This is a genomic window from Microbacterium proteolyticum (assembly GCF_029639405.1).
Classification (GTDB): domain Bacteria; phylum Actinomycetota; class Actinomycetes; order Actinomycetales; family Microbacteriaceae; genus Microbacterium.
Map to the genome: position 1 here is coordinate 1258240 of NZ_CP121274.1, position 25573 is coordinate 1283812.

Here is a 25573-nt window from a genome sequence, read left to right on the forward strand (position 1 = left end):
CGAGGGGTGCGGGGGTGCCGACGTGTCCGCCGGCACCCCCGCGAGGATTACTGCGCGAGGACCGCGGTGATCTCGTCGTTGTCCGCGTCGACGGTGTTGCCGTCGCCGAGGACCGCGTTGCGCACGAGGGTCAGCCACGGGCTGCCGGGGGCGTTGAACGCCTGCTGGAAGTTCAGCGCGACGGGCGTCTTGCCCTTGCCCGCGACCTCGTTGATCGCGACCTGGCGGGGGTCCTTCGCGGAGTACTCGTTGTCGGCGAGGTCGGAGCGCGCCACGGTGCTGCCGCCCTTGGCGAGAACGCCCACCTGCGCGTCCTCGGAGGTCAGCCACGACAGGAAGTTCCAGGCCTGGGCCGACTGCTTCGAGTCCTTCGAGATGCCGATGCCGTCACCACCGACGAAGGTGGACTCGCCGCCGTCTACGCCCGGGATGCCCGCGACGCCGGCGTCGAAGGTCAGGCCCGGCAGCAGGGTGGCGGGGAAGGGCATGATGCCGACGTTGCCCTCCTGGAAGCCGGCGACCCAGGTGGCGCCGGTCTCGTCGGTCGAGCCGGGGGCGACGGCGCCCGAGGCCTGGAGGTCCTTCCACGTGGAGTAGACGTCCTTGGCCGCGCTGTTGTTCAGCAGCGACTCGGTGCCGTCGGCGTTGAGCACGTCCTCGCCCGAGGCCCAGATCGAGGGGAACCAGGTGAACAGGAGGCAGCCGCCGCAGTTCAGGCCCGTCGAGGTGCCGGAGACGCCGGGCTTGTTCAGCGCCTGCACGGCCTTGGCGGTCTTGGCGAAGTCGGCGAGGGTCGCGGGGGCCTTCTCGGGGTCGAGTCCGGCCTCCTTCACGAGGTCCTTGTTCCACATCATGACCGACAGGTCGAGCACGAACGGCAGGACGTACTGCTTGCCGTCGAGGGTGCCGGCATCCAGGTGGCCCTTGTTGAGGGTGTCCTTGTAGGAGAGGCCGTCGATCTGCGAGGTGACGTCCTGGAAGAGGCCCTGCTGCACCCAGTTCGGCACGTAGACGATGTCGGCGGCGAAGAGGTCGGGCAGTCCGCCGGAGCCCGCGGCGGCGCCGACCTTGGCGACGTAGTCGTCGTTGGGCACGACGGTCAGCTCGACCTGGTTCTTGTGGCTGGAGTTGTAGGCCTCCACCAGTTCCTTCGCCTGCTTCTCCAGCGGCGCGCGCGTCCACAGCGTCAGGCTGGTGCCGTCGTCGGTGCCCTCCGCCGGGATGTCGGCGGGGGCGGTGGTGGTGCTGCTGCTGCCACAGGCGGTGAGCGACCCCACCAGCACGCCTGCCGCGAGCGCGGCGGTCAGCGTCCGCAGTGCGGTCCGGCTCCGGGAATGCATCATCGGTACTCCTCTTGCTCTTCATCGAGTAAGCGCTGCGGCGGGCGCCGCTGTCGCACATGTGATCGGGACGGGCTCGAAAACTCGAAACCCATTTCGGGACACTATCCACCTGAGGCACTATGGTCAACACATCTCGATAAGGTTTTCGGAAGGAGGCGCCGGTGAGTGGCAATGGAGCGAATCGCGCGGTGACGCTCGGCGACGTGGCCAAGCGGGCGCAGGTCTCCATCGCGACGGCGTCGAAGGCGCTGAACGGGCGCGAGGATGTCGCCGACGCGACGCGCCGTCGTGTGCTGCTCGCGGCCGACGAGCTGTCCTTCACCCCGAACGCGATGGCGCGGGGTCTGGTGGCGGGCCGGACGGGCACCGTGGGCCTGCTCACGAGCGACCTCGAGGGCCGCTTCGTGCTGCCGATCCTCATGGGCGCCGAAGACGCGTTCGGGGCAGGGCAGGTCAACGTCTTCCTCTGCGACGCCCGCGGGGACGCCATCCGCGAGCAGCACCATCTGCGGGCGCTGCTCAGCCGGCGGGTCGACGGCATCATCGTCGTCGGCCGGCAGACCGACCCGCGGCCGTCGCTGGGACCGGACATCCCCGTTCCCGTGGTCTACGCCTACTCTCCCTCCGACGATCCGCGCGACCTCTCGCTCGTACCCGACAACCGCGCCGGCGGGCGTCTCGCCGTCGAGCACCTGATCTCGTGCGGGCGCACGCGCATCGCCCACGTGTCGGGCGACCCGACCTACGCCGCGGCCAAAGACCGTCTCGCCGGAGCCCGCGAGGGGCTCGCGGCGGCGGGGCTGGAGCTGGTGGGCGAGCCGATGTTCTCGGAGTGGTCCGAGAACTGGGGGCGCGACGCTGCGGCGATGCTGCTGGCTCGGCATCCCGACATCGACGGGATCTTCGCGGGGTCGGATCAGATCGCGCGCGGCGTGCTGGAGACCGTGCGCGAGCTCGGCCGCACGGTGCCCGACGATCTCGCGGTGGTCGGCTACGACAACTGGGAGATCCTCGCGACGAACTCGCGTCCGGCGCTGACGACGGTGGATGCCAACCTCCAGCGCCTCGGCCGGCTCGCGGCGCAACGGGTCTTCGAGGCGATCGACGGCGCGCGCCTGGAGTCGGGGACGACCGAGCTCCCGGTGCGCCTGATCATCCGCGGATCGACGATCGCGCGCCGCTGACTTTTCGCTCCCTTCGAAATCTTCGAAAAGGATTGAGAAAACGTAAGCGTTTCCTTAGCGTTTCATCCCGCATGTCTCTCTCGGCGAAGAGAGAGACCGAGAGGATGAGACATCGTGGACTCCCCACATCGCTCGAGCCGTCGCACCTGCCGCGCGGCCATCGGCACGATCGCCTCCGCGGCCATCGTCGCCACCCTGGTCGCCGCAGCCCCCGCGCAGGCCGCCAACACCGACATCGGCTACCCCACGTTCTCGGGTAGCCCGACCCCCGTCCCGGCCACGGGCGTGACCTACACCCCCGGCAACCAGCTCCAGAAGATCTTCGACGCCGATGTCGCGGCCGGCGCGGGCACGAGCGTCGACAAGGACTTCTGGATGGACCGCATGCTCGCCCGCACGGGCGACGCGGGCAGCTTCGGCGACAACAACCAGTGGCTCTTCACCCGCGGGCGCGCGGCATTCATGAAGGAGCACAACCCCGCGGCCCTCGGGTTCGGCGGCCAGCTGGCGTACTGGGAGGCCATCGACGGCCGCTCCGGCTACACGATCACCGCCCGGGTCGGCGGCGCCGACGTCACCCTGACCGAGGACGTCGCGCAGCGGAAGCAGACGCCGAGCTACTGGCGGAGCGTCCACCGCGGCGGCGGCATCGAGGTCGTCCAGACGAAGTTCATCACCGATGCCAACGTGCTCGTGACCGACCTCGAGGTGCGCTCCACGGGTGGGGCGGTCGAGGTCGAGCTCGTGGCATCCTCGCCCTACGCCACCACCGCCGAGGGCGACGAACTCGTCGGCCACGTCACGGCGCTGAACGACCTGACGAAGCTGTCTCCCCGCTTCTCCGGCGACGGCTTCTCGCCCGCGGGCGCGACCCTCGCGCGTACCCTGTCGATCCCGGCGGGCGGCAGCGCGACGGCCAAGGTGCAATTGGGGCTGATCACCGACGAGATCGCCGAGTCGCGGACCGACTACGACGCCACGCGGACGCAGTCGCCGGCCGAGGCGTACACGACCCACGTGACCGCCTACAACCGGTGGTGGGCCGAGAACGTGCCGTACCTGGACACCCCCGAGGACAACATCGACAAGACGTTGTTCTACCGCTGGTGGCTCATGCGGTTCAACTTCCTCGACGCCGACATGCCCGGCAACACCTACCAGTTCCCGGTCGCCATGGAGGGCGTCCTCGGGTACAACAACTCGATCGTGCTGACCACCGGCATGTTCATCGACGACCTGAAGTACTTCCGCGACCCGATCTACTCGTACGGGCCCTGGGTCTCGACGGGAGAGACGAGCAAGAGCTACAAGTTCGTCGACAACCCCGGCGACCCCGCGAACTGGTCGAACAGCTACACCCAGTACATCTCCGAGGCGGCGTGGCGCTCGTACGAGCTGCACGGTGGCCCGACCGCGATCGCGGGAAACCTGGCGAAGTACGCCGAGGACGACGTCAAGGGTCTGCAGGACGCGTACGACTTCAACAAGAACGGCCTCATCGAGTACAACTGGGGCGCGATGACCGGCAACGACGCGGATGCCGTGTCCTTCCACTGGAAGGGCGGATACCAGGACCGCGCCGAGAACGCCTACCTCTACTCCAACGCCCTCGCCTCGGCCGAGGCCTACCGGACGGCCGGCAACACCGCCAAGGCCGACGAGATGGAGGCGTTCGCGCAGAACATCAAGACCCAGGTCATGAAGGTGCTCTGGAACCCCGACACCCAGCTCCTCGAGCACGCGATGGCCAGCAACGGCGAGCACGTGCCCTGGAAGGAGATCAACAACTACTACCCGTTCTCGGTGGGCCTCGTGCCCAAGCCCGGCGACCCCGACTACAAGGACGACTACGTCGAGGCGCTGCGGCTCTTCGCCGACGACAAGCAGTACCCGATCTTCCCCTTCTACACCGCGAACCAGGCCGACCAGGCGGCGTACAACGCCACCGGCGGCCAGGGCAGCAACAACTTCTCGGTCATCAACTCGACCGTGACCTTCCGGATGCTCTCGAAGGTGCTGCGCGACTACCCCACCGACGCGATCAACGCGGAGTGGTACAAGAAGCTCCTGTACTGGAACGCGTGGGCGCACTACCAGAACGGCGGTGACAACCGGCTGCCCGACCAGAACGAGTTCTGGGCCAACGGCTCGGCGGACCCGCAGAAGATCGACTACCGCTCCTGGATCCACCACACGATCCTCGGCGCGACGAACTTCACCATGATCGAGGACGCGATGGGCGTGCGCACCCGCGACGACGCCAAGATCGAGCTCGACCCGATCGACATCGGCTGGGACCACTTCACCGCGAACAACATCCGCTACCGCGACCGCGACCTGACGGTGACGTGGGACGCTCCCGGCGGCACGCGGTACTACGGCGACGACGTGCCCGAGGGGTACTCCGTCTTCCTCGACGGCACGCTCGCCTTCACCGTCGACAAGCTCTCGCACGTCGTCTACGACCCCGCGTCGGGGACGGTCGAGGTCGTCAAGGGCGACGCGAAGGTCACCACGGCCACGGCATCGTCGGTGAAGGCCCCGCAGGACGTGCGCTTCGCCGATGACGCCCGCGTCGTCGATCTGTTCGCCAAGGCGGGTGCGGACGTCCGCACCGCCAGCACGGGCAGTGCGAACCTCGCGAGCTCGGCAACCGCGACCTACTCCGCTTCCGGCCGTGCGCCCTCGGGGGCCGTGGACGGGACGACGATCAACGAGCCCTTCTGGGGCACCGCGGGCTCGCCCACCGCGCAGGACTCCCTCACCGTCGAACTCGGCGGCGAGAAGACGTTCGACGACATCCGCCCGTACTTCTACGACAGCTCCTCTTCGGCGACCGCGCCGGGATACGCCGAGCCGTCGGTCTACACCCTCGAGGTGCGTCGCGGCGGGCAGTGGTCGGTGATCCCGCAGCAGGCCCGTACGCCGGCGTACCCGCGCGCGAACTACAACCACGTGCAGTTCCCGGAGGTGACCGGTGACGCGGTGCGTCTGACGGTGACGCACGCGAGTGGCTTCAAGACCGGAGTCAAGGAGCTGCAGGTGTTCCGCACGGGCGTGGCCGCTCCGGCATCCACGAACGAAGCTCCGCTGGTGACGGCGTGGCAGAACCTCCAGGCATCGGTCGGAGGCGCGGCGGCGTTGGTCGGCACGGTCAAGGACGACGGACTGCCCTCGGGCACGGTGTCGTCGACCTGGAGCGTGGTGAGCGCGCCCGAGGGGGCGACGGTGCTCTTCGACGACGCCGCGGCCGCCTCCACCACCGCGCGTTTCTCCGACAAGGGCCAGTACGTGCTGCGCCTGACCGCCGATGACGGGGAGAAGACGTCGCAGACCGACGTGACCGTCCAGGGCGAGCCGGTCACCGCGGGGACGAACGTCGCCCCCGAGGCGACCCCGACCGCCGAGTACACGGCGGGCTGGAACAACGTCAAGGCCGTCAACGACGGCAAGGTGCTCTTCACCGGCGGCAGCCAGAGCGACATCTGGGGCACGTGGTCGGGCAACCACCCGGCGACCCGCTGGCTGCAGTACGAGTGGAACACGCCGCAGCGCATCGCCGGAGCCGAGGTCGGCTTCTGGCGCGACCAGGACGACGCGAACTCCGCCAACGGCGTCAACGTCCCGAAGGGATGGAAGGCGCAGTACTGGACCGGTTCGGACTGGGCCGACGTCGCCGGCGCCTCGGAGTACACAGTGAAGCGCGACGAGACGAACTCCGTCACGTTCGACGCGGTCACGACGACGAGGTTCCGCGTCGTGCTGCAGGCGGCCGGGAACGGACCGTACGCGGCGGTCGCCGTCAGCGAACTGAAGGTGTTCGCCGACGCCCCCACCTCGATCGAGCCGATCGACGTCCGCACGTCCGTCGGCACGAAGCCGGCGCTGCCCGCGACAGTGGATGCCACTTACTCCGACGGCAGCCACGCCGACCTCCCCGTGACGTGGGCCGCGGTCAGCGACGCGCAGGTCGCCGGTGAGGGCAGCTTCCCCGTGTCGGGCATCGTCCCCGGCTCGCCGGTGTCGGCCAAGGCCACGGTCTGGGTCCGCGCGACGGCTCCGGGGCAGATCAACCAGGTGGATGCCGTGACCAGCCGCACCCAGCCGGGTGTCGCGCCGGTGCTGCCCAAGGCGGTGGGCGTGCTGTTCAACGACGGCTCGCGCCAGGACCTGCCGGTGACGTGGGACGCGGTCGCCGCGGACTCCTACGCCGCCCCCGGGCAGTTCACGGTCGCCGGCACGGTCCAGAGCGACCTGCCCGGCACCAAGGCCGCGTCGGCCGCGGTGACCGTCGGCGAGGGCGGCGACGACACGAAGGCGCCCACGGTGGCGTTCCAGGTGTCGCCCGCGGCTCCCGGCTCGGGCTGGTACACGCAGGCGGTCGCCGTCGACGTGACGGCGCGCGACGACCAGGACGCCTCTCCGCGCATCGAGGTGCGCGTGGACGCCGGAGCGTGGGGCGCCTACACCGGCACCGTCTCGGTGACCGGCGACGGATCCCACGTCGTGCAGGCGCGGGCGACGGACGCGGCGGGCAACACCTCGCCGGTGGCCGAGCAGACCGTGCGCATCGACACCACGGCCCCGGCCGTCGAGGTCACCGCCGACGCGGTCTCGCGCACGGTCAAGGCGCCCGCGACGGATGCCGGGTCGGGCGTCGCGTCGATCGAGTACCGCCTGGGCGACTCGGGTGACTGGACGGCGCTGGCGGGCTCCGTGCTCGTCGGACTCGACGAGACGAAGGTGCAGGTGCGTTCCACCGACAAGGCCGGCAACGTCTCGCCGGTCGTCGAGCGGACGGTGCCGAAGGCCGACGGCTCGCAGAAGCGCAACGTCGCTCTGCTCGCCACCCCCACGGCATCCGGAACCGCCGGATGGAACAAGGTCACCGGCCTGAACGACAACGTCCAGCCCACGTCGTCGGGCGATGTCACGCCCAACGACAACGCGAACGTCTGGGGCGTCTGGCCCCAGGTGACCGACCAGTGGGTGCAGTACGACTGGACCGAGCCCGTGACCATCGGCGAGCTGGGCGTCTACTTCGTGTCGAACATCGACGCGCAGGGGCTCGGCATCGACGTCCCGGCGGAATGGAAGGCCGAGTACTGGGATGCCACGACGAGCGCATGGGTGCCGGTGAAGAACGCGGGGGCCTACGGCACCGCGAAGGACACGTACAACACGGTGTCGTTCGACCCGGTGACCACGACGAAGCTCCGCCTCGCGCTCGACCCGGTCGGGACCGAGCAGGGCAAGGGCAGCGTGGGCATCAAGGAATGGCAGGTGTGGGAGCAGCCGGAGACCCCGGTCCCCGACACCCAGGCGCCCGTCGTCACCACCACGGTCGACCCGGCTGCTCCCGCGAGCGGCTGGCACACCGGCACGGTGACGGTCTCGGCCTCCGCCATCGACGACCGTGACGACGCTCCCGTCGTCGAGGTGCGGGTCGGCGACGGCGCGTGGGCGGCCTACACCGCGCCCCTCGAGGTCGCGACCGACGGGACGACCACCGTGTCGTTCCGGGCGAAGGATGCCGCCCGCAACACCTCCGAGCCCGTGGGCGTCGAGGTGAAGCGGGATGCCACTAAGCCGACCGCGGACGCGGGGTGGAACGCCGCATCGCGCACGGTGACCCCCACCGGCGCGGATGCCGGTTCGGGCGTGGCTGTCGTCGAGTACCAGCTGGGCGAGGGGGCGTGGACCGCGGCATCGGGTCCGATCGCCGTCGGCGATGCCGCCACAACGGTGCGCGTGCGGGTGACCGACGTCGCCGGCAACGTCTCCGACGTCGCCGAGGTCGCGGTGCCCGTCAAGACGACCGACCCCGGCACCGACCCCGGCACCAACCCCGGTGGCGGTGGCGGAACCGATCCGGGATCCGAGCCGACGGGTTCGCTCACCGGCAACGAGGTCGTCCGGATCGGCGTCGCCCAGGTGGCACCGGGCGGGCAGCTGCCGGTCTCGGTCAGCGGCGCGGCTCCGGGAACGGTGTTCGCGGTGGAGTTCCGCTCCACCCCGGCGCGCCTGGGCACCCTCACGGTCGGCGCCGACGGCACCGCCGGCGGAGTGTTCACGGTTCCGGCCTACGCCGAGGCGGGGGTCCACACGGTGGCGCTGGTCGTGCCCGGCGGTGAGCTCACCGCGCAGGTGACCGTGGTCGCCCCCGGGGCGACGTCGTCGCAGACGCCGCCGCTGGCCGTCACGGGACAGGATGCCGCGTCGACCCAGGTCGCGATCGGCATCGGCGTGGGCGTGCTGCTGCTCGGGCTGATCGTCCTGGCGATCGCCCGCTTCCGTCGGCGCCGCTCGGCCTGACATCCCGGGGCCGGGGGCGTTTCGCCCCCGGCCCCTCCCGCTCGTCCCGTCGGTCGAAGGAGACCACCGTGATCCGTCCTGCCCCGCGCCGCTTCTGGGCGGCCGCGACCGTCGTCGGCCTGATGGGAGGGCTGCTGGCACTGGCGCCGGCGAGCCCCGCCGCCGCGCTGCCCAATCCTCTGATCGGCGACGGCTCGGTCTACTCGGCCGACCCCGCCACTCTCGTCGCCGACGACACGCTGTACGTGTACGCCGGTCGCGACGAGGCCGATGCGACGACGAACGACTTCATCATGAACGAGTGGCAGGCGTTCTCCACGACCGACGTCGAGGACGGCGCGTGGGAGCACCACCCGTCGCTCATGCGCCCCGAGCAGGTCTTCTCGTGGGCGACGCCGGGCCGCGCCTACGCGGGTCAGGTCGTGCAGGGCGGCGACGGTCGTTTCTACTGGTACGTCCCCGTGCACGAGGCCGGCAGCAGCTCGCCCGATCCGTTCGGCATCGGCGTCGCGGTGTCCGACACCCCACTGGGCCCGTGGAAGGACGACGCGGGCGGGCCGATCGTGTCGCAGGAGATCCTGGGCAACAACGCCCACAACATCGACCCCACCGTCTACGTCGCCGACGACGGGCGCGTCTGGATGTACTGGGGCAGTTTCGGTCGCCTGCTCGGTGTCGAGCTGGCATCCGACATGAAGACGTTGATCGGCACCCCCACCGAGTTCCGCAGCGGAGTCGACGGTTTCTTCGAGGCCGCGTGGCTGTTCGAACGGAAGGGCACCTACTACCTCGCCTACGCCGCCAACACGGCCGGCCCCGACAGCTGGTGCACCCCGGCGGTGTACCACGCGTGCATCGCCTACTCGACGGCCCCGACGCCGATGGGGCCGTGGACCTCGCGGGGCCGGGTGCTCGCGCCCGTCTCGTCGACCACGAGCCACCCCGCCATCACCGAGTACCACGGCACCTGGTACATGGCGTATCACACGGCGGATGCCGTCGGAGGGAACCATTTCCGCCGATCGGTCGCCGTCGACGAGGTGCAGTGGGACGACTCGGTGACCCCGGCGCGCATGAAGCCCGTGGCCACCACTCCGCCCCACGACGTCACGACGACCCCCTCGGCGAACGTCGCCCCGTGGGCCGCGGTCTCGGCGTCGAACGAACCGGTGCCCGTGCAGTATTGGAAGGCGGCGCTGAATGACGGCATTATCCGCCCGAATCCGCTGCCACCGGACATGTGGGGCTCGTACGCCCCCGACCGACCGGCATCCCAGTGGATCCAGTACGACTGGTCGGAACCCGTGCGCCTCGACCGTTCGTCGATCCAGTTCTGGAGCGATCGCGAGCCGGGGAGCGGCGACGGGGTGTCGGCGCCGTCGTCGTGGAAGCTGCAGTACTGGGCGGACGGGCGCTGGAGCGACGTCGAGAATCCGAGCGGATACCCGACGACGACGCGCGAACCGCACGAGGTGACCTTCTCGCCCGTGACCACGACCCGGTTGCGGGCGGTCCTGAACGCCTCCGCGGGCACCGGTCCGTCGTCGGGCTACTCCGCCCTCGCGGTGGAGGAATGGACCGCGGGAGCCGTCGAGCCGACGGGTGTCGAGCCCGCCGCGTCGAGCACGCTCGTCGGAGAGGCGCCGGTGCTCCCCGACACCGTCGCGCTCCTCTACGGCGACGAGCGCGCGGCCGCGCCCGTGACCTGGGATGCCGTCGACCCCGGCGCCTACGCCGCTCCCGGCGCGTTCACGGTGGACGGCACCGCGCGAGGCTACGCCACCGGTCGCGTGCAGGCCACGGTGACGGTGATCGGCGCGGACGCGTGGCGCACCAACCTCGCGAAGACGGGCACGCCGGTCGCCGACTTCACCGCCGGCTGGAACTCGCTCGCGTCCATCAACGACGGCACCATCGTCTACGAGGGCGGCCAGGGGTCGCAGGTCTGGGCGACGTGGGCCGGTGTCCGTCCGGCGAGCCGCGACGTGGGGTACACCTGGGAGGAGCCGGTCACCGTCGACGCGGTGACCGCGCACTTCTGGAGCGACGTGCCCGGAGCCTCGGGCGCGGGCAACGGCGTGGCGCTCCCCGCCGCCTGGCACGTCGAGGCGCTCGTGGACGGGAACTGGACCGAGGTCTCGGGGGCCGGCGGGTACCCGGTCGAGGCGTCGGCTCCCAGCCGTGTGTCCTTCACCCCCGTGACGACCACCGGCATCCGTGTCGTGCTCGACGCGCAGTCCGACGGCACCACGCATGCCGCCGTGGGGCTGTCCGAACTCGAGGTGCTCGGCGAGACGGTGGATGCCACCGCCCCCGAGGTGTCGCTCGAGGCGCGGGGTCCGCGGGGCGCGGACGGGTGGTTCGTCGGTCCCGTGACGGCGCGGGCCGAGGCGACCGACGACCGCGACCTGCGCGTCGCCATCTCGGTGGCGGTGGACGGCGCACCGGAGGCGACCACGACCGATGTGCGCCGCGTCGACACCGTCGTCCGTCAGGACGGATCGCACACGGTCACCGCGAGGGCCGCGGACGCCGCGGGCAACGTCTCGCCCGAGGCGACGGCATCCTTCCGCATCGACGCGACCGCCCCCGCGGTCACGGCGACCGTGGACGAGGGGGCCCGATCGGTCTCGGCGACGGCGACGGATGCCGGTTCGGGCCTCGCGGGCGTGGAGTACGCGCTGGACGACCCGCTGCAGTGGAAGCCGTACACGGCCGCCGTCGCGGCGCCCGACTTGGAGCGCCACGTCGTGTACGTGCGCGCCACGGACGCGGCCGGCAACGTCTCGAACCCGACGGCGGTGACCGTTCCGCGGTCGCCGGACGCGCCGCTGACCGGCAACATCGCGCTGTACGCGACGCCGACGGCCTCTTCTGCGTCCGGCTGGGCGCCCGTCGGCGGGGTGAACGACGGCAGCACGACGGGGACCCCCTGGGGCACCTGGCCGCGCGTCGGTGAGCAGTGGGTCCAGCTGACCTGGGATCGCGCGGTGACGGTGGACCGGGCGAGCGTGCAGTTCGCCCGAGACGCGGCCGACGACGCGAACGCCGGTCTCATCCCGCCCCGCTCGTGGGTGCTGCAGTACCGCGACGACTCGGGCGCCTGGAAGGACGTCACGACCTCGGACGCCTACGGCCGGTCGTCGGATGCCGCGAACGAGGTGCACTTCGCCGCGGTCGAGACCACCGCCGTGCGCGCGCTGATGCAGTCGTGGGGCGCCGCCGAGAGCCAGGGGTCGGCCGGTATCGCGGAGTTCGAGGTGTGGGCGGCTGCAGACCAGCCGCCGGTCGACACCACGCCGCCCGCGCTGACCTTCGAGACGGCATCCCCGGCCCCCGCGTCGGGCTGGTATCGCGAGGCCGTGCGCGTCGCCGCGACCGTCACCGATGACACGGATCCGTCTCCGGCCGTGCGCGTGCGGATGGACGGCGGGGCGTGGACCCCGCTGACCGACGACTTCCGGGTCACCGGTGACGGCACGCACCTCGTCGAGGCCGAGGCGGTCGACGCCGCAGGCAACGTGTCCTCGCGGATCGCTGTGACGGTGAAGATCGACGGGGCCGCGCCGACCGTGACGACCGTCGTGACGTACGAGGCCTCGGGGCCCGTGGTCGAGGTCGTCGCCGCCGACGAACTGTCCGGCGTTGAAACGATCGAGCGTCGCGTGGACGAGACGTGGGTCGCCCTGGCTGACGGCCGCGTGGCGCTCCCCTCGGGCGGCGGAACGGTTCCGGTCGTGCTGCGGGCGAGCGACGTCGCCGGCAACACGTCCGACGCGCTCACCGTGGCGGTCGACACGGGTACGACCGGGCCGGTCGACCCGTCGCCGTCGCCGACACCGACACCGACACCGACACCCTCGCCGTCCCCGACCGGGGCGAGCGCGTCGGCGGGGGGATCGGCGGCGGCCGGGGTCACGGGTCCCGCGACCCTCGCCCGGACCGGCACCGTCTGGCCCCTGTCCGCGCTCGCGCTCGCGGTCGTCCTGCTCTACGTCGGCGCGGTCGTCCGTCGCCCGCGGCGGGATCGCTGATAGGCGGTGGCGTGGCTATGCGGCGGGTGAACGCAGCGGCGCCTGCGGCGTCGCGCTGCTAAACTGCGTGGACACCCCCGGGCGCTTCGGCTACCGGTTAGAAAGCCCCGCTCCGGCGGGGCTTTCGGTTTTCGGCCGCCATCGCTCAGGTCGACGCAAGGTCTGGCGCCCAGATCGGACTTCTTCGGGTAGTTGGCTCGCCATCACGGCATCGAGGGTTACGCAGGCGATCAGCGCCGGCCCCGTCTGCTGCAACGCCTTGCTCTGGCGCAGAGTCGGCATCGGGCTGATCCACCCGACCGAGACGCCCACTTCCTCCTGGAGCGTGCGGATCGTCGTCACCTGGTCGGAGTCGTTGGTCAGGAGGCAGTAGAGGTCGGCCTCGCCTCGGTGAGCGTCGAGCAACATCCGGACGGCGAGGTTCACATCTGATCCTTTCTCCTCGATCTTCCTCACGGAGACACGTGCGAGCGACCCGTCGTCATCCAGCTCTGCCGGATGTTTCGGCATGAGCCTTCTATCGATGCGGTACGTGCCGTAGTGGGGCGTGACTCGTCCTGTTGCCTGCAACGCCCGGATGTACGTCTGCTGACGGATCGGCCCCTGCGCGTCATCGCCCGCACCTGCGCGGATCAACGCCGTGAAGTAGTGCACGTGGCGGACGTCATGGTGGGGCAAGAGCCGGTCCATCAGTGCCGGGAGGTCGAGCCACTTGGCGCCGGGGTGCTGTTCGAGGCAGCGTCGATACAGATTGAACCCGTCGACGTAGACGATGGCGGTCGGGCGTGCGGGCTCTCGCATGCGGCGCAGTCTACGAGCGGGCGAGGGGAACCTTCGGGCGTCTGTGGAGAACTCGCAACGGTCGGAGCATCCCCTACTTCTTGGCATCCTGACGCGGGATGATGATCTGCTTCACGACCAGCAGCAGCGAGGCCGTGACGGGGATCGCGACGAGGGCGCCGAGCAGACCCAGCAGCGTGCCGCCGACGAGTGCACCGATCACGACGAGCGACCCCGGGACCGAGATTGTCCGGCTCATGACCCGCGGCGTCAGGATGTATGCCTCGAGCTGCATGTAGACGAGGTACACGATCGCGAAGATGAGTCCCGCGGTCGGGTTGACGATGAGGGTGAACACGGTGGCGGTGCCCCAGAAGAGCACCGACCCGACGAGGGGGATCAGGGTGATGCCGAACGCGAGCGCCGCGAGCAGGGCGGCGAAGGGCTGCCCGACGATCGTCAGGACGATGAAGGCGAAGACCGCGTTGATCAGCGCCAGCACGACCATGCCCGACAGGTACCCACCGACCGAGTCGGTGATCTGACCCGTCATCTCCGACACCGTCGCGCGGTTGCGGGCGGGGCTGAGGCGCACGAGCGAGTTCTTCATCGACGGCAGGGATGCCAGGAAGTACAGGCTCAGCACGAGCACGATGATCGCGCCGGAGATGCCCGTCGCGATCGTCACGCCGGCCTGCAGCAGACCGCCGCCGATCGCGGTGAGGTTCGCGGGGTTGGTGAAGAACGTCTGCACTTCCTTGAGGATGTCACCGAGGCTGTCGCCGAAGTTCGCCTCGACCCACCGCACGGCGTCGCTGTCGATGGCGTCGTTGATGAAGGTGGGGACGTCCGTGATGAACTGCGAGATCTGACGCACGACCGGGGGAATCAGGAGGAGCAGCGCGGCCGTGAGGATGATCGCGAGCCCGCCGAACACGATGACGATCGCCCAGGCGCGCGAGATGCCGCGGCGCACGAGACGGCGCACGAGCGGATCGAGGGCGAGGGCGATGAACAGGGCGATCGCGATGTAGATGAGGACCGTGGAGAGGTTCGCCAGCGACAGGCCGAGGAGGAGCGCGGTCAGCCCACCCAGCGTGAGGAAGAAACCCGCCGCGTAGGGCCGCGCGATCGCCGACCACACGGGGCGGTCACGCGAGGTGACCTCCCCGGCGTTGGCGCCGGCGGCGGAGGGATCGGGGTGCGACGAGCGGCTCATGGTCACACTGTAGGGCTCGCCGCGGCCGAGCGCGGGTGCGCGATAGGGTCGGGTCCGGAGGACCCATGACCGACGCCGACCCCACGACGATCCTGCAGGGCCTGCGCGGCAGCATCGACAACATCGACGCCGCGCTCATCTTCCTGCTCGCCGAGCGATTCCGCTGCACCAAGCAGGTCGGTGTGCTCAAGGCGCAGCACGGGATGCCGGCATCCGATCCTTCTCGCGAAGAGCAGCAGATCGCCCGCTTGAAGCGTCTGGCCGCCGAGGCCGACCTCGACCCGGAGTTCGCGGAGAAGTGGTTCAACTTCGTCGTGGCCGAGGTCATCCGTCACCACCGGTCGGCCGCGGGCACGGCGGCCGCGGGCACGTCGGCCGACGACTGATCCGACGCCGCGACACGCCCGGGCGTCCTCGCGACGTCGGGGTCGCGCACCTCTCCGGCACGCGCCCGCGCGTGCCACGGTCGCCCGGAGATCGCAACCCGACCGCTGGTTTGCCAGCGGATCCATCAGCGTGAAACGGTAGAGAAGGCCCCCAGCGGGCCGCCCACCCGACCAGTCCGCGGTCGCCGGTGCCGGCTCGGGGGAGTCGCACCGCGAGCGTACGGTCGGCGGCCAGGACCCGGATCCGACATCCGGTGTCGGAGCGCTCGCACCCCCGGTGAGCGCCGGACGGCTGCCACCCGGGCGTGACCGATGCGGCCACCCGAGGCCGCGCAGGTGCACACAGTGACCCCTCCGCACGCCATCGCGGCGAAGAACCTCTTCAAGGTCTTCGGCCGCTCCCCGCAGTCCGCCGTCGAGAAGCTCCGCGCCGGTGCGCGGCGCGACGACCTCGGCGACGCCGGAACCGCCGCCGTCATCGACGCGAGCTTCGACGTCGAACCCGGCGAGATCTTCGTGATCATGGGCCTCTCCGGCTCCGGCAAATCCACCATCATCCGCATGCTCAACGGCTTGCACGACGCCACGGCCGGAACCGTCGAGGTGCAGGGCGACCCGCTCACCGGCGTGAGCCCCGCGCGCCTGCGGAGCCTGCGCCGTGAGCGCATCGCGATGGTGTTCCAGCACTTCGCCCTCCTTCCGCACCGCACGGTCGCCGCGAACGTGGCGTACCCGCTCGAGATCCGCGGCGTCGGCAAGGCCGAGCGCCTCGCGAAGGCGAACGAGATCCTCGGCCTCGTGGGCCTCGAGGGGTGGGGCGACAAGCTTCCCTCGGCTCTGTCCGGCGGGATGCAGCAGCGTGTGGGCATCGCCCGCGCGCTCGCCGCCGACACCGACATCCTGCTCATGGACGAGGCGTTCAGCGCTCTCGACCCGCTCATCCGCCGCGAGATGCAGGAGCAGCTCCTCGAGCTGCAACGGACGCTGAAGAAGACGATCGTGTTCATCACGCACGACCTCAACGAGGCGATGTTCCTCGGTGACCGCATCGCCGTCATGCGCGACGGTCGCATCGTCCAGATCGGCACGCCGGAGGACATCCTCACCGATCCCGCCAACGACTACGTCGAGCAGTTCGTGCAGGACGTCGACCGCGCCCGTGTGCTCACGGCGGCGAACGTCATGGAGCGTCCCCGTCCCCGGGTGGATGCCGCCGCCGGCCCGCGCACGGCCCTGCGCCAGATGCGCGACGCGTACATGTCGGCCGTGTACGTCACCGACCGCGACCGCAAGCTCCTCGGGATCGTCACCGACCGGGATGCCGTGAAGCTCGTCCGCGCGGGCGAGAGCTCGCTCCTCGGGCGGCTCAAGCCCGTGCCGCAGAGCGTCCGCGAGGACGAGGTGCTCATGAACCTGTTCGTGCCCGCCGTCGAGTCCCCGCTGCCGTTGGCGGTCGTGGATGCCGAGGGACGCCTCACCGGCGTCATCCCGCGCGTGACGCTGCTCGCCGCCCTCGGGCCCGGACCCACCGCCACGGAGGAGATCACCGTGCTCCCGCAGCCCGTGCCGTCCGCCGAGATCGACGCCGTGCTGGCCGACGCGGGTGATGCCCCCGAAGCCGTGGCATCCGGAATCGAGGGGGTGCGCTGATGGACGGGTTCCGCATTCCTGTCGGCACGTGGGTCGACGCGGGCGTGGACTGGCTCCGCGACAACCTCTCGGGGCTTTTCGACGTCATCGCCGTGGTCGTCCGCTTCCTCGTCGGCGGCCTGAGCGACGTGCTCCTCGCGGCTCCGATCGTCGTCGTAATCGTCGTCGCCGCGCTGCTGGCCTGGCTGATCCGTTCGTGGAAGCTCGCGCTCGGCACCCTCGTCGGGTTCGCGCTCATCCTCGCGATGGGGCAGTGGGTGACCGCGATGCAGACGCTCGCGCTCGTCGTCGTGGCGGCGGCCGTCGCCGTGGCGATCTCGGTGCCGCTGGGCATCTGGTCGGCGCGCAACCCCGCGGTACGGGCGGTCATGAAGCCGGTGCTCGACTTCATGCAGACGATGCCCGCGTTCGTCTACCTGATCCCGGCCATCACGTTCTTCAGCATCGGTGTCGTCCCCGGCGTCGTCGCGACGGTCATCTTCGCGCTGCCCCCGGGCGTGCGTCTGACCGAGCTCGGCATCCGGGGCGTGGATGCCGAGACGGTCGAGGCCGGACACGCCTTCGGTGCGACGCCCGCGCAGATCCTCCGTGGCATCCAGCTCCCGCTCGCGATGCCCACGATCATGGCCGGGGTCAACCAGGTCATCATGCTCGCGCTGTCGATGGCGGTCGTGGCCGGCATGGTCGGCGCCGACGGTCTCGGCAAAGAGGTCGTGCAGTCGATCTCGACGGTCAACCTCCCCAAGGGCGTCGAGGCGGGCCTGAGCGTCGTGATCCTCGCGGTGTACCTGGACCGCCTGACCGCCGCCCTCGGCACCCGCGCCGCGAACACGTCGTCGCTCCTGGCCGCACTGGACCGCCGCCGCGGCCCCGGCACCCCCGCGGCCGATGCCGCAGGCGAGGCCGCCGACGCCGCAGGCGAGGCCGGGCACCAGGTCGCCTCCCCGCGCCGCGCCCCGATCACGACGGGTGCCTGACCCTTTGCGTGAGTCGCCAGGATCTGTCGCCTGCGATGCACCGGTGGCGACAAAACTTGGCGACTCACGCGAGAACGAAACGACATACGGAACCAGAAAGAGAGCATTCACATGAAGAACACGCGACACCTCACAGCAACCCTCGCCCTCGGCACCGTGGCGGCCCTCGCGCTCGCCGGATGCGCGAGCGGCAACCAGGCTGAAGGCGGCGCCGGCGACGGCGGCGACAAGGGCACGATCACGCTGGGCTTCCTGCCCTCGTGGACCGACGGCCTCAGCACGGCGTACCTCCTCGAAGACCAGCTGGGCAAGCTCGGATACAGCGTGAAGATGCAGACGCTCACCGAAGCCGGTCCGCTGTACGCCGGACTCGCACAGGGCGACGTCGACATCTACCCGTCGGCGTGGCCCGAGCTGACTCACAAGTCGTACATGGACACCTACGGTGACGCCATCGAAGACCTCGGCTCGTACTACGACGACGCCAAGCTCACCATCGCGGTCCCGAGCTACGTCGACATCGACTCGATCGACCAGCTCCAGGCGAACGCCGCGCGGTTCGACGGCAAGATCTACGGCATCGAGCCGGGTGCCGGCCTGACCAAGCAGACGCAGGAGACGATGCTCCCCGGCTACGGCCTCGACGGCGACTACGAGCTCGTGACCTCGTCGACCGCGGCGATGCTGACCGAACTCGACAACGCCATCGCCGCGCAGAAGGACATCGCGGTGACGCTCTGGCGTCCGTTCTGGGCCAACGACGCCTACGACGTGAAGGACCTCGCCGACCCGCAGGGCCTCATGGGCGACCCCGAGAAGCTGCACTTCCTCGGCACGGCCGGCTTCGCAGAAAAGTATCCGGATGCCGCCGAACTCATCGCCGGTATCCAGCTCGATGACGCGCAGTACGGCTCTCTCGAAGACCTCGTCGTCAACGAGTACGGCGAGGGCCGCGAGGCCGAGGCCGTCGACGCGTGGCTCGAGCAGAACCCCGCCGCGTTCTCGACGCAGCGCGACTGACCCCCGCGTCCCGAGCCCCCTCCGCCGCGTCAGGCGGAGGGGGCTTTCGCGATCCCGCGGGCGGCCGTGAAGCGGGTGCGGAAGCCCGGGTGTCCGGCGGGCATCGCGAGCACCGAGTCGGGGGTGCGTCCGCGTAGCTGCGGGAAACCGGCATCCGCGACGAGGTCATCGTCGAGCGCCTCGAGCTCCGCGTGCACCAGCGGCCACGGCTCGTGGGAGTTGGCGGCCCAGATCGTCCGCCCCAGATGCCGCTCGTGGAAGCCCCAGCGCGCCGTGAGGAATCGCGAGAGCGCGGTGTCGACGGGGTCGGTGCCGAGGCGCGCCCGCAGCCGGGTGCCCGGATGCCGCCCGGTGTGCCGCCGCGACCGGTACTCGATGAGCGGCCCGTCGGTGCGCACCCCCGCGCGCGCCCAGCGGTACGGCAGCCCGAACAACGCGCGCGCCGCGAGCACGGGCGCGAGATGCTCTGCCTCGAGCGTGCGGAAGACGACGCCGCGGCGGCCGGCGTCGTCCACGGCGTACGTGCGGACGTTGATCTCGGTGAACGTGCCGACGAAAGGAACCGGCGGGAGCGGCAGGAAGCGGAACTCGCTCAGCACGAACGGCACGAGCCCCACCCATGCCGAGCCGTCGTGCACGTCGGGCCGGGTCCCGGCGGGGAGCATCGGCGCGATCTCGTCCGGGTCGACGCGCCAGTGCACGAAGACGGCGCGGTTCCACCGCTGTTCGATGACGGCGCGGCCGGGGAGGGCGGGGGCATGGCGTTCGACAGGCACGGGCCGATTCTCGCCCTCAGCCCCGCGCGCGGAGGGACACTGGACACATGCCCCCGTCATCTGCTGCGGATCCCCGGCTCGTGGCATCCATCCGCGCCCTGCTCGAGCTGCGCGCCGAGGGCGCGACGATCTGCCCGTCCGAGGCGGCGCGCGAGGTCGGCGGCGATGACTGGCGCGATCTCATGCAGCCGGCACGGGATGCCGCGCGCGAGCTGGCCGACGCGGGGGAGGTCGAGGTCACGCAGCGTGGCGAGGTCGTCGACGTGACGACCGCGCGCGGACCCGTGCGGATCCGCCGAGCGCGCTGACCCGGCGCGTCAGGCGGCAGGCTCGGGCGGCGTCGCGGAGGGCAGTTCGAGCGCCACTTTCTTCTCGAGGTTCTCGACGGCTTCGTCGCTCAGCCAGATGAGGCCGTCCAGTTCCTGCCGAACACGGCGGTAGGCGACCTGCCGCTCGTTCGGGCTGGCGGCCTGGTCGACGGCGACACCGAGGAGCTGCTGCGCCGTCTCGAGGCGCTTGCGCTCGTCGGGCGTGAACGCGGCCGCCTTCACGCGCCGCGCGTCGCGCTCGGCGAGCTCGAACGCGACCTCGTAGTCGGTCACGGCGTCGCGGTACTCCTTCGCCCGCTCGGGGGAGGGCGTCTCGCCCGCGGCGGGGCGCAGGTTGTCCGCGACCTTCTTGGCCCGCAGGAACGCGGCCGTCAGCGGCTGCCGACCGTCGCTCATGGCGGGGTAGGCGATGAGCTTCGACACGTCGAGCTCGTAGTCGAGCCAGCGGTGGGTGACGTCGTCGTGCTGCGCCTCGACCCGCCTGAGGTCGTCGCCCGCGGCGGGCGCCGCGACCGCCGGGGCGGGGCGGGATGCCGCGACCTCGCCGCCCTGCATCCGGATCAGTTCCAGCTGCTCGCGGTGGCGGCGGCGGGCGGAGAGCTCGCGTTGCTTGTTCACCGTTCCGATGGCGCCCATCGTCATCCCGAACAGGGGGAAGACGAGCCACCAGTATTGTCCGGCGAACTGCAGGAATTCGTTCACGGCGCCACGCTACGCGTTCGGGTCGTTCTTGCGGGCGCGCTTCGCCTGACGCTCGGTCCAGGACCTGGATGCCGCCCGCCCCATGTTCTCCACCGACCAGGTCAGCGCGCGCTGCGCCTGCTCCGCCCATTCCGACGTCATCCATCCCCAGGCCTCGGCGGGCTCGGCCTCCGGTCGATCGCCGCGGCCGTGGCGCGCGGCACGCTCGGCACGCTCGAACGCGTGGTGCAGGGCCCGCACGGCGTCGCGGTAGGCGAGGAAGTCGGCGGGTTCGAGGCGGGCGGCCGTCGACGAGGGTCGCAGCCACTGCGCGCGCTCCTGCGCCCGGAGGAACTCGGCGGTGAGCGGCGACCGCGAATCGCTCATGGTCGGGAAATCGATCGCGAGCGCGGGGTCGGTCTCGTAGGCCATCCAGCGCTGGAGGATCGCGTCGTGCTCGGCGAACAGCCGCGCCACCGGAAGCGGGGCGCTGCCGGCGCGGATCGCGGGCAGCATCGCCTTCGCGGCCCGCACGGCCGCCCGGCGCGCGCGGATCTCCGCGGAAGCCGCGCGCAGCTCGCGCTGGGCTGCCGCAAGGCGAGCGCGTGCGGCGCCGACGACGTCGGATGAGGCCCGGGATGCCGCCCGCTCGGCCTGCGCGCGCATGACCTCGGCATCCGCGATCTTCACCTCGGCACGCCCCCGCGTGACGGCGTGACGGGCGGTCTGCAGGTCGAGGAGCGTGGCATCCAACTCCAGACGTCGGGCCGCCGACTTGCTCATGGGGCGGTTCGCCCACACCCGCGTGGCGCGGTCGGTCGTGGAGGCGCCGGCCGGGAGGGCGCGGCGACGTGTGCTGCGCACGCCGATCCAGCCGACGGTGCCGGCTCCGGCCGCGGCGGGAGCGATCCACCACCAATCGGCCATCAGCGCGAGGAGCGGTTCCACGGTTTCATGCTACGTCTGTCGTCTGGCATCCCGCGGGGAGTTTCGACGCTCGGGCCTCGGCCGGGGCGAGGGTAGGGTGAACGCTGACGATTCGGGGGCGCGCGTGGACGTGGATGCAGGCGGGATCGCACAGTCCGTGGGCACCGGGCTGCTGCCCGAGGGGGCACGCATCGACCGGATGCTCGCCGAGGCCCACGCCCATGCCGCACGTCATCACGAGGGGCGGGTCGCCGACTACATCCCGGTTCTCGCCGCCGCTGATCCCGAGGCGTTCGGCCTCTGCGTCGTCGGCGTGGACGGCGTGCGGCACGAGGTCGGGCAGACGGCGACGCGCTTCTCGATCCAGTCCATCTCCAAGGCCTTCGTCTACGCCCTCGTCGTGGACCATCTCGGTCACGGGCGTGTGCGCGAGGTGGTGGGTGTCAACAACACCGGCCTCGCCTTCAACTCGCTGATCGCAATTGAGCTCCACGACGGCCACCCCAGGAATCCCATGGTCAACGCCGGAGCCATCGCCACAACGGCTCTGATGCCCGGTGCCGACCCCGACGCGCAGTGGGAGGCCGTGCGAGAGGGCTTGTCGCGCTTCGCCGGTCGGCCGCTCGCCGTCGACGACGAGGTGTACCGCTCCGAGTCCGAGACCAACCAGCGCAATCGGGCGATCGGGCAGTTGGTCCACAGCTACGGCCGCATCGAGCGTCGACCGGCCGATGTCGTCGACGTGTACACCCGGCAGTGCGCGCTCTCGGTGGACACCGTCGACCTCGCGGTCATGGCGGCGACGCTGGCCGACGGCGGGGTGAACCCCGTGACCGGTGAACGGGTCGTCTCGGCCGAAGCCTGCCGGGACACGCTCGCCGTGCTCGCCACCAGTGGCTTGTACGAGACGTCGGGGGACTGGATGTTCGAGATCGGGCTCCCGGGCAAGTCGGGCGTGGCGGGCGGCCTGATCACCGTCGCCCCCGGCAAGGTCGGAATGGCGTCGTACGCCCCCCGCCTCGACGCCGCGGGCAACAGCGTGCGCGGGCAGATCGCGGCTGCATACCTGTCGCGCGTGCTGGGCCTCAACATCTTCGCCTCCGCACCGTACGCCTCGGGGCTGCCGCTGCGCTGACCGCCCGAGCGGTTCTCTCGACCTCGGGATGCCACGGGGTGACGTCGCGGTGCGGGACGCGGCGCCCGGGCGATGGACGTCCCCCCGGGACGGCTCAGCCGGTGGGCATGTCGATGGGGCCGCTCAGGCCGTTCGCCGGTGAGCGCGCTCGGCGGTCAGGACGCTCGGCCGGACAGCGGCGCTCAGCCGAAGATCAGCGACAGGACCGTCGCGCCGCCGCCGGTGATGACCAGGGCGCCGATCACCACCCATGCGGTGATCCTGACGCGGCGTTGCCGGCGCGCGTCGAAGCCCGCCATGTCGTCGTCGTGGTCGGTCATCGGCGACTCCTTCTCGTGGGGCTGTTACCGCGAACGGCTCAGGCGACGGGCTCGGTCACCGTCGGGCCGAAGACGCCGGGAAGCGTCTCGGTCGACAGGCGGCGCAGCTCCGACACGGGGACGGTGAAGACGTCCTGGATCTCGAGCGTCGCCTCGGCGCCTGGCTCGACGTCGGTGACGCCGATGCGGAGCACCGGGTATCCGCGTCCGTTGCACAGACCGCGGAACTTCACGTCCTCCTCGCGCGGCACGCTCACCAGCACGCGGCCGGTGGACTCGCTGAACAGGGCGGCGGTGGCATCCACCCCGTCGCGTTCCATCAACTCGGTGAGCCAGACGCGCGCGCCGACGCCGAAGCGCATCACGCCCTCGGCGAGGGCCTGCGCGAGACCGCCCGACGAGAGGTCGTGGGCGCTGGAGACGAGCGACTGGGATCCTGCGGCCTGCAGCAGCTCGGCGAGCTTGCGCTCCTGAGCGAGGTCGACCTTGGGCGGAAGACCGCCGAGGTGGTCGTGGATGGTCCCCGCCCACTGCGACCCGTCGAGCTCGTCGGCGGTGACGCCCAGCAGGTACAGGTTCTCGCCGGCATCCTGCCAACCGCTCGGGATGCGCGCGGCGACGTCGTCGATGATGCCCATGACACCGACCACGGGGGTCGGGTGGATCGGCTGGTCGCCGGTCTGGTTGTAGAACGACACGTTGCCGCCCGTGACCGGGATGCCGAGTTCGAGGCATCCATCGGAGAGACCCTCGACGGCCTGGCTGAACTGCCACATGACCTCGGGGTTCTCGGGGCTGCCGAAGTTCAGGCAGTCGGTGACGGCCGTCGGCACGGCACCGGTGACGGCGACGTTGCGGTACGCCTCGGCGAGGGCGAGCTTCGCACCGGTGTAGGGGTCGAGCTGGCAGTAGCGGCCGTTGCAGTCGGTGGCGATCGCGAAGCCGAGGCCCGTCTCCTCGTCGACGCGGATCATGCCGGCGTCGTCGGGGAAGCTCAGCGCGGTGTTGCCGAGCACGTAGTAGTCGTACTGGTTCGTGATCCACGAGGTGTCGGCGAGGTTGGGGCTCGCGACGAGGGTCGTGAACTGCGCGCGGAGGGTGTCGGCATCCGTCGCCCGGGGGAGCTTCGCGGCGGAGTCGGCCTGCAGCGCGTCGATCCACGTCGGGTAGGCGACCGGGCGCTCGTACACGGGCCCGTCGACCGCGACGGTGGAGGGGTCGACGTCGACGATGCGCTCGCCGTACCAGTCGATGATGAGGCGGCCGTCGCCGGTGACCTCGCCGAGCACGCTCGTCTCGACGTCCCACTTGCCGACGACCTCGAGGAACGCGTCGAGCTTCTCGGGAGCCACGATCGCCATCATGCGCTCCTGGCTCTCGCTCATGAGGATCTCTTCCGGCGTGAGCGACGGGTCGCGCAGCAGCACCTTCGACAGCTCGACCTTCATGCCGCTGTTTCCGTTGGCGGCCAGCTCGCTCGTGGCGCACGAGATGCCCGCGGCCCCGAGGTCTTGAATGGCCTCGACGAGGTCGTCGCGGTAGAGCTCGAGGCAGCACTCGATGAGCACCTTCTCGGCGAACGGGTCGCCGACCTGGACCGCGGGACGCTTGGTGGGTCCGCCGTCGGCGAAGGTGTCGGATGCCAGGATGCTCGCGCCGCCGATCCCGTCGCCGCCCGTGCGGGCACCGAACAGCACGACCTTGTTGCCCGCACCGGAGGCGTTGGCGAGCTTGAGGTCTTCGTGACGGAGGACGCCGACCGCGAGGGCGTTGACGAGCGGGTTGCCCTGGTAGACGGAGTCGAACACCGTCTCACCGCCGATGTTCGGCAGGCCCAGGCAGTTGCCGTAGAACGAGATGCCGCTCGTGACGCCGTGGACGACGCGCGGGGTGTCGGGGTGGTCGATCGCACCGAAGCGGAGCTGGTCCATGACCGCGACCGGGCGCGCGCCCATCGAGATGATGTCGCGGACGATGCCGCCGACTCCGGTGGCCGCGCCCTGGAAGGGCTCGATGTAGCTCGGGTGGTTGTGGGACTCGACCTTGAAGGTGACCGCCCAGCCGTCGCCCACGTCGACGACGCCGGCGTTCTGCCCCATGCCGACCATGAGGCGGGTCTTCATCTCGTCGCTGACCTTTTGGCCGAACTGGCGCAGGTAGATCTTGCTGGACTTGTAGGAGCAGTGCTCGCTCCACATGACGGAGTACATCGCCAGCTCGCCGCTCGTGGGGCGACGGCCGAGGATCTCGCGGATCTTCGCGTATTCGTCGTCCTTGAGTCCGAGGGCGCCGTACGGCTGGTCCTTCTCGGGAGTCGCGATCGCGTTCTCGACGGTGTCAGCGAGAGCTGTACGGGCGGCGGGGTTCGGGGTGGTCACGCGGCTGAGCTCCAAGAATCGCAGGGGCCGGACGGGGACAGTCTAGTTGGGCGGTCGGTGCGGGCTGCCGTGGCTCTGGGATCTGCGCAACCTCAGCCGGTTCGGGAGGATCCGGGCCG

The 25573-nt window shown here is 70.7% G+C and carries 17 protein-coding genes; 9 read left to right on the forward strand and 8 right to left on the reverse strand.

All coding sequences use genetic code 11. The features are described 5' to 3' along the window. Positions 1-47: 47 nt before the first annotated feature. Positions 48-1343, reverse strand: coding sequence for an ABC transporter substrate-binding protein (locus tag P8R59_RS06665; protein WP_278103261.1), 1296 nt, complete (start codon positions 1341-1343; stop codon positions 48-50). A gap of 161 nt (positions 1344-1504) precedes the next feature. Between P8R59_RS06665 and P8R59_RS06670 the strand changes: the two genes are divergently transcribed. The 3 genes from P8R59_RS06670 to P8R59_RS06680 all read left to right on the forward strand — a co-directional run bounded on the left by P8R59_RS06670 (position 1505) and on the right by P8R59_RS06680 (position 12876). Continuing rightward, complete coding sequence (locus P8R59_RS06670) at positions 1505-2527, forward strand: LacI family DNA-binding transcriptional regulator (RefSeq protein ID WP_278103262.1); 1023 nt, start codon at positions 1505-1507, stop codon at positions 2525-2527. Between the two features lie 114 nt (positions 2528-2641). Continuing rightward, a complete protein-coding gene (locus P8R59_RS06675) occupies positions 2642-8842 on the forward strand; it encodes an OmpL47-type beta-barrel domain-containing protein (protein ID WP_278103263.1) in 6201 nt (2066 codons plus the stop codon). Between the two features lie 68 nt (positions 8843-8910). Then, positions 8911-12876, forward strand: coding sequence for an OmpL47-type beta-barrel domain-containing protein (locus P8R59_RS06680; RefSeq protein ID WP_278103264.1), 3966 nt, complete (start codon positions 8911-8913; stop codon positions 12874-12876). A 90-nt stretch (positions 12877-12966) separates the two neighbouring features. On the opposite strand, the gene P8R59_RS06685 is transcribed toward P8R59_RS06680, so the two are convergent. Together P8R59_RS06685 and P8R59_RS06690 are read right to left on the reverse strand one after the other, a co-directional pair. Continuing rightward, positions 12967-13677 carry an NYN domain-containing protein gene (locus P8R59_RS06685; protein WP_278103265.1) on the reverse strand — a complete coding sequence of 237 codons (711 nt, stop codon included), beginning with the start codon at positions 13675-13677 and terminating at the stop codon, positions 12967-12969. Between the two features lie 73 nt (positions 13678-13750). Beyond that, positions 13751-14875, reverse strand: coding sequence for an AI-2E family transporter (locus tag P8R59_RS06690; protein ID WP_278103266.1), 1125 nt, complete (start codon positions 14873-14875; stop codon positions 13751-13753). A 65-nt stretch (positions 14876-14940) separates the two neighbouring features. On the opposite strand from P8R59_RS06690, the gene P8R59_RS06695 reads away from it, so the two are divergent. From P8R59_RS06695 to P8R59_RS06710, 4 genes are all read left to right on the forward strand, one after another. Continuing rightward, positions 14941-15261, forward strand: a complete 321-nt coding sequence (locus P8R59_RS06695; RefSeq protein WP_278103267.1) for a chorismate mutase — start codon at positions 14941-14943, stop codon at positions 15259-15261. A 312-nt stretch (positions 15262-15573) separates the two neighbouring features. Next, positions 15574-16911, forward strand: coding sequence for a quaternary amine ABC transporter ATP-binding protein (locus P8R59_RS06700; RefSeq protein ID WP_278103268.1), 1338 nt, complete (start codon positions 15574-15576; stop codon positions 16909-16911). Beyond that, positions 16911-17888, forward strand: coding sequence for an ABC transporter permease (locus P8R59_RS06705; protein ID WP_278103269.1), 978 nt, complete (start codon positions 16911-16913; stop codon positions 17886-17888). The genes P8R59_RS06700 and P8R59_RS06705 overlap by 1 nt, the downstream gene beginning before the upstream one ends. 111 nt (positions 17889-17999) lie before the next feature. Continuing rightward, positions 18000-18908, forward strand: a complete 909-nt coding sequence (locus P8R59_RS06710; protein ID WP_278103270.1) for a glycine betaine ABC transporter substrate-binding protein — start codon at positions 18000-18002, stop codon at positions 18906-18908. 29 nt (positions 18909-18937) lie between these two features. Here the strand turns inward: P8R59_RS06710 and P8R59_RS06715 are convergent, their stop codons facing one another. Then, positions 18938-19684, reverse strand: a complete 747-nt coding sequence (locus tag P8R59_RS06715; RefSeq protein WP_278103271.1) for a YqjF family protein — start codon at positions 19682-19684, stop codon at positions 18938-18940. Positions 19685-19731: 47 nt separating this feature from the next. Here P8R59_RS06715 and P8R59_RS06720 point away from each other — a divergent pair, with 47 nt between their 5' ends. Next, complete coding sequence (locus P8R59_RS06720; RefSeq protein WP_278103272.1) at positions 19732-19992, forward strand: DUF3253 domain-containing protein; 261 nt, start codon at positions 19732-19734, stop codon at positions 19990-19992. A gap of 9 nt (positions 19993-20001) precedes the next feature. Here P8R59_RS06720 and P8R59_RS06725 read toward each other — a convergent pair whose 3' ends face one another. Both P8R59_RS06725 and P8R59_RS06730 read right to left on the reverse strand, forming a co-directional pair. Next, positions 20002-20715, reverse strand: coding sequence for a hypothetical protein (locus P8R59_RS06725; RefSeq protein ID WP_278103273.1), 714 nt, complete (start codon positions 20713-20715; stop codon positions 20002-20004). 9 nt (positions 20716-20724) lie between these two features. Beyond that, positions 20725-21642, reverse strand: coding sequence for a hypothetical protein (locus P8R59_RS06730; protein WP_278103274.1), 918 nt, complete (start codon positions 21640-21642; stop codon positions 20725-20727). Between the two features lie 76 nt (positions 21643-21718). On the opposite strand from P8R59_RS06730, the gene glsA reads away from it, so the two are divergent. Then, on the forward strand, positions 21719-22756 hold the full coding sequence (gene glsA / locus P8R59_RS06735; RefSeq protein ID WP_278103275.1) for a glutaminase A: 1038 nt from the start codon (positions 21719-21721) through the stop codon (positions 22754-22756). Positions 22757-22938: 182 nt separating this feature from the next. On the opposite strand, the gene P8R59_RS06740 is transcribed toward glsA, so the two are convergent. Both P8R59_RS06740 and purL read right to left on the reverse strand, forming a co-directional pair. Next, entirely contained in the window at positions 22939-23076 is a 138-nt protein-coding gene (locus tag P8R59_RS06740) for a hypothetical protein (RefSeq protein ID WP_175627586.1), read from the reverse strand. Between the two features lie 38 nt (positions 23077-23114). Next, positions 23115-25454, reverse strand: a complete 2340-nt coding sequence (gene purL / locus P8R59_RS06745; RefSeq protein ID WP_278103276.1) for a phosphoribosylformylglycinamidine synthase subunit PurL — start codon at positions 25452-25454, stop codon at positions 23115-23117. Between the last annotated feature and the right edge of the window lie 119 nt (positions 25455-25573).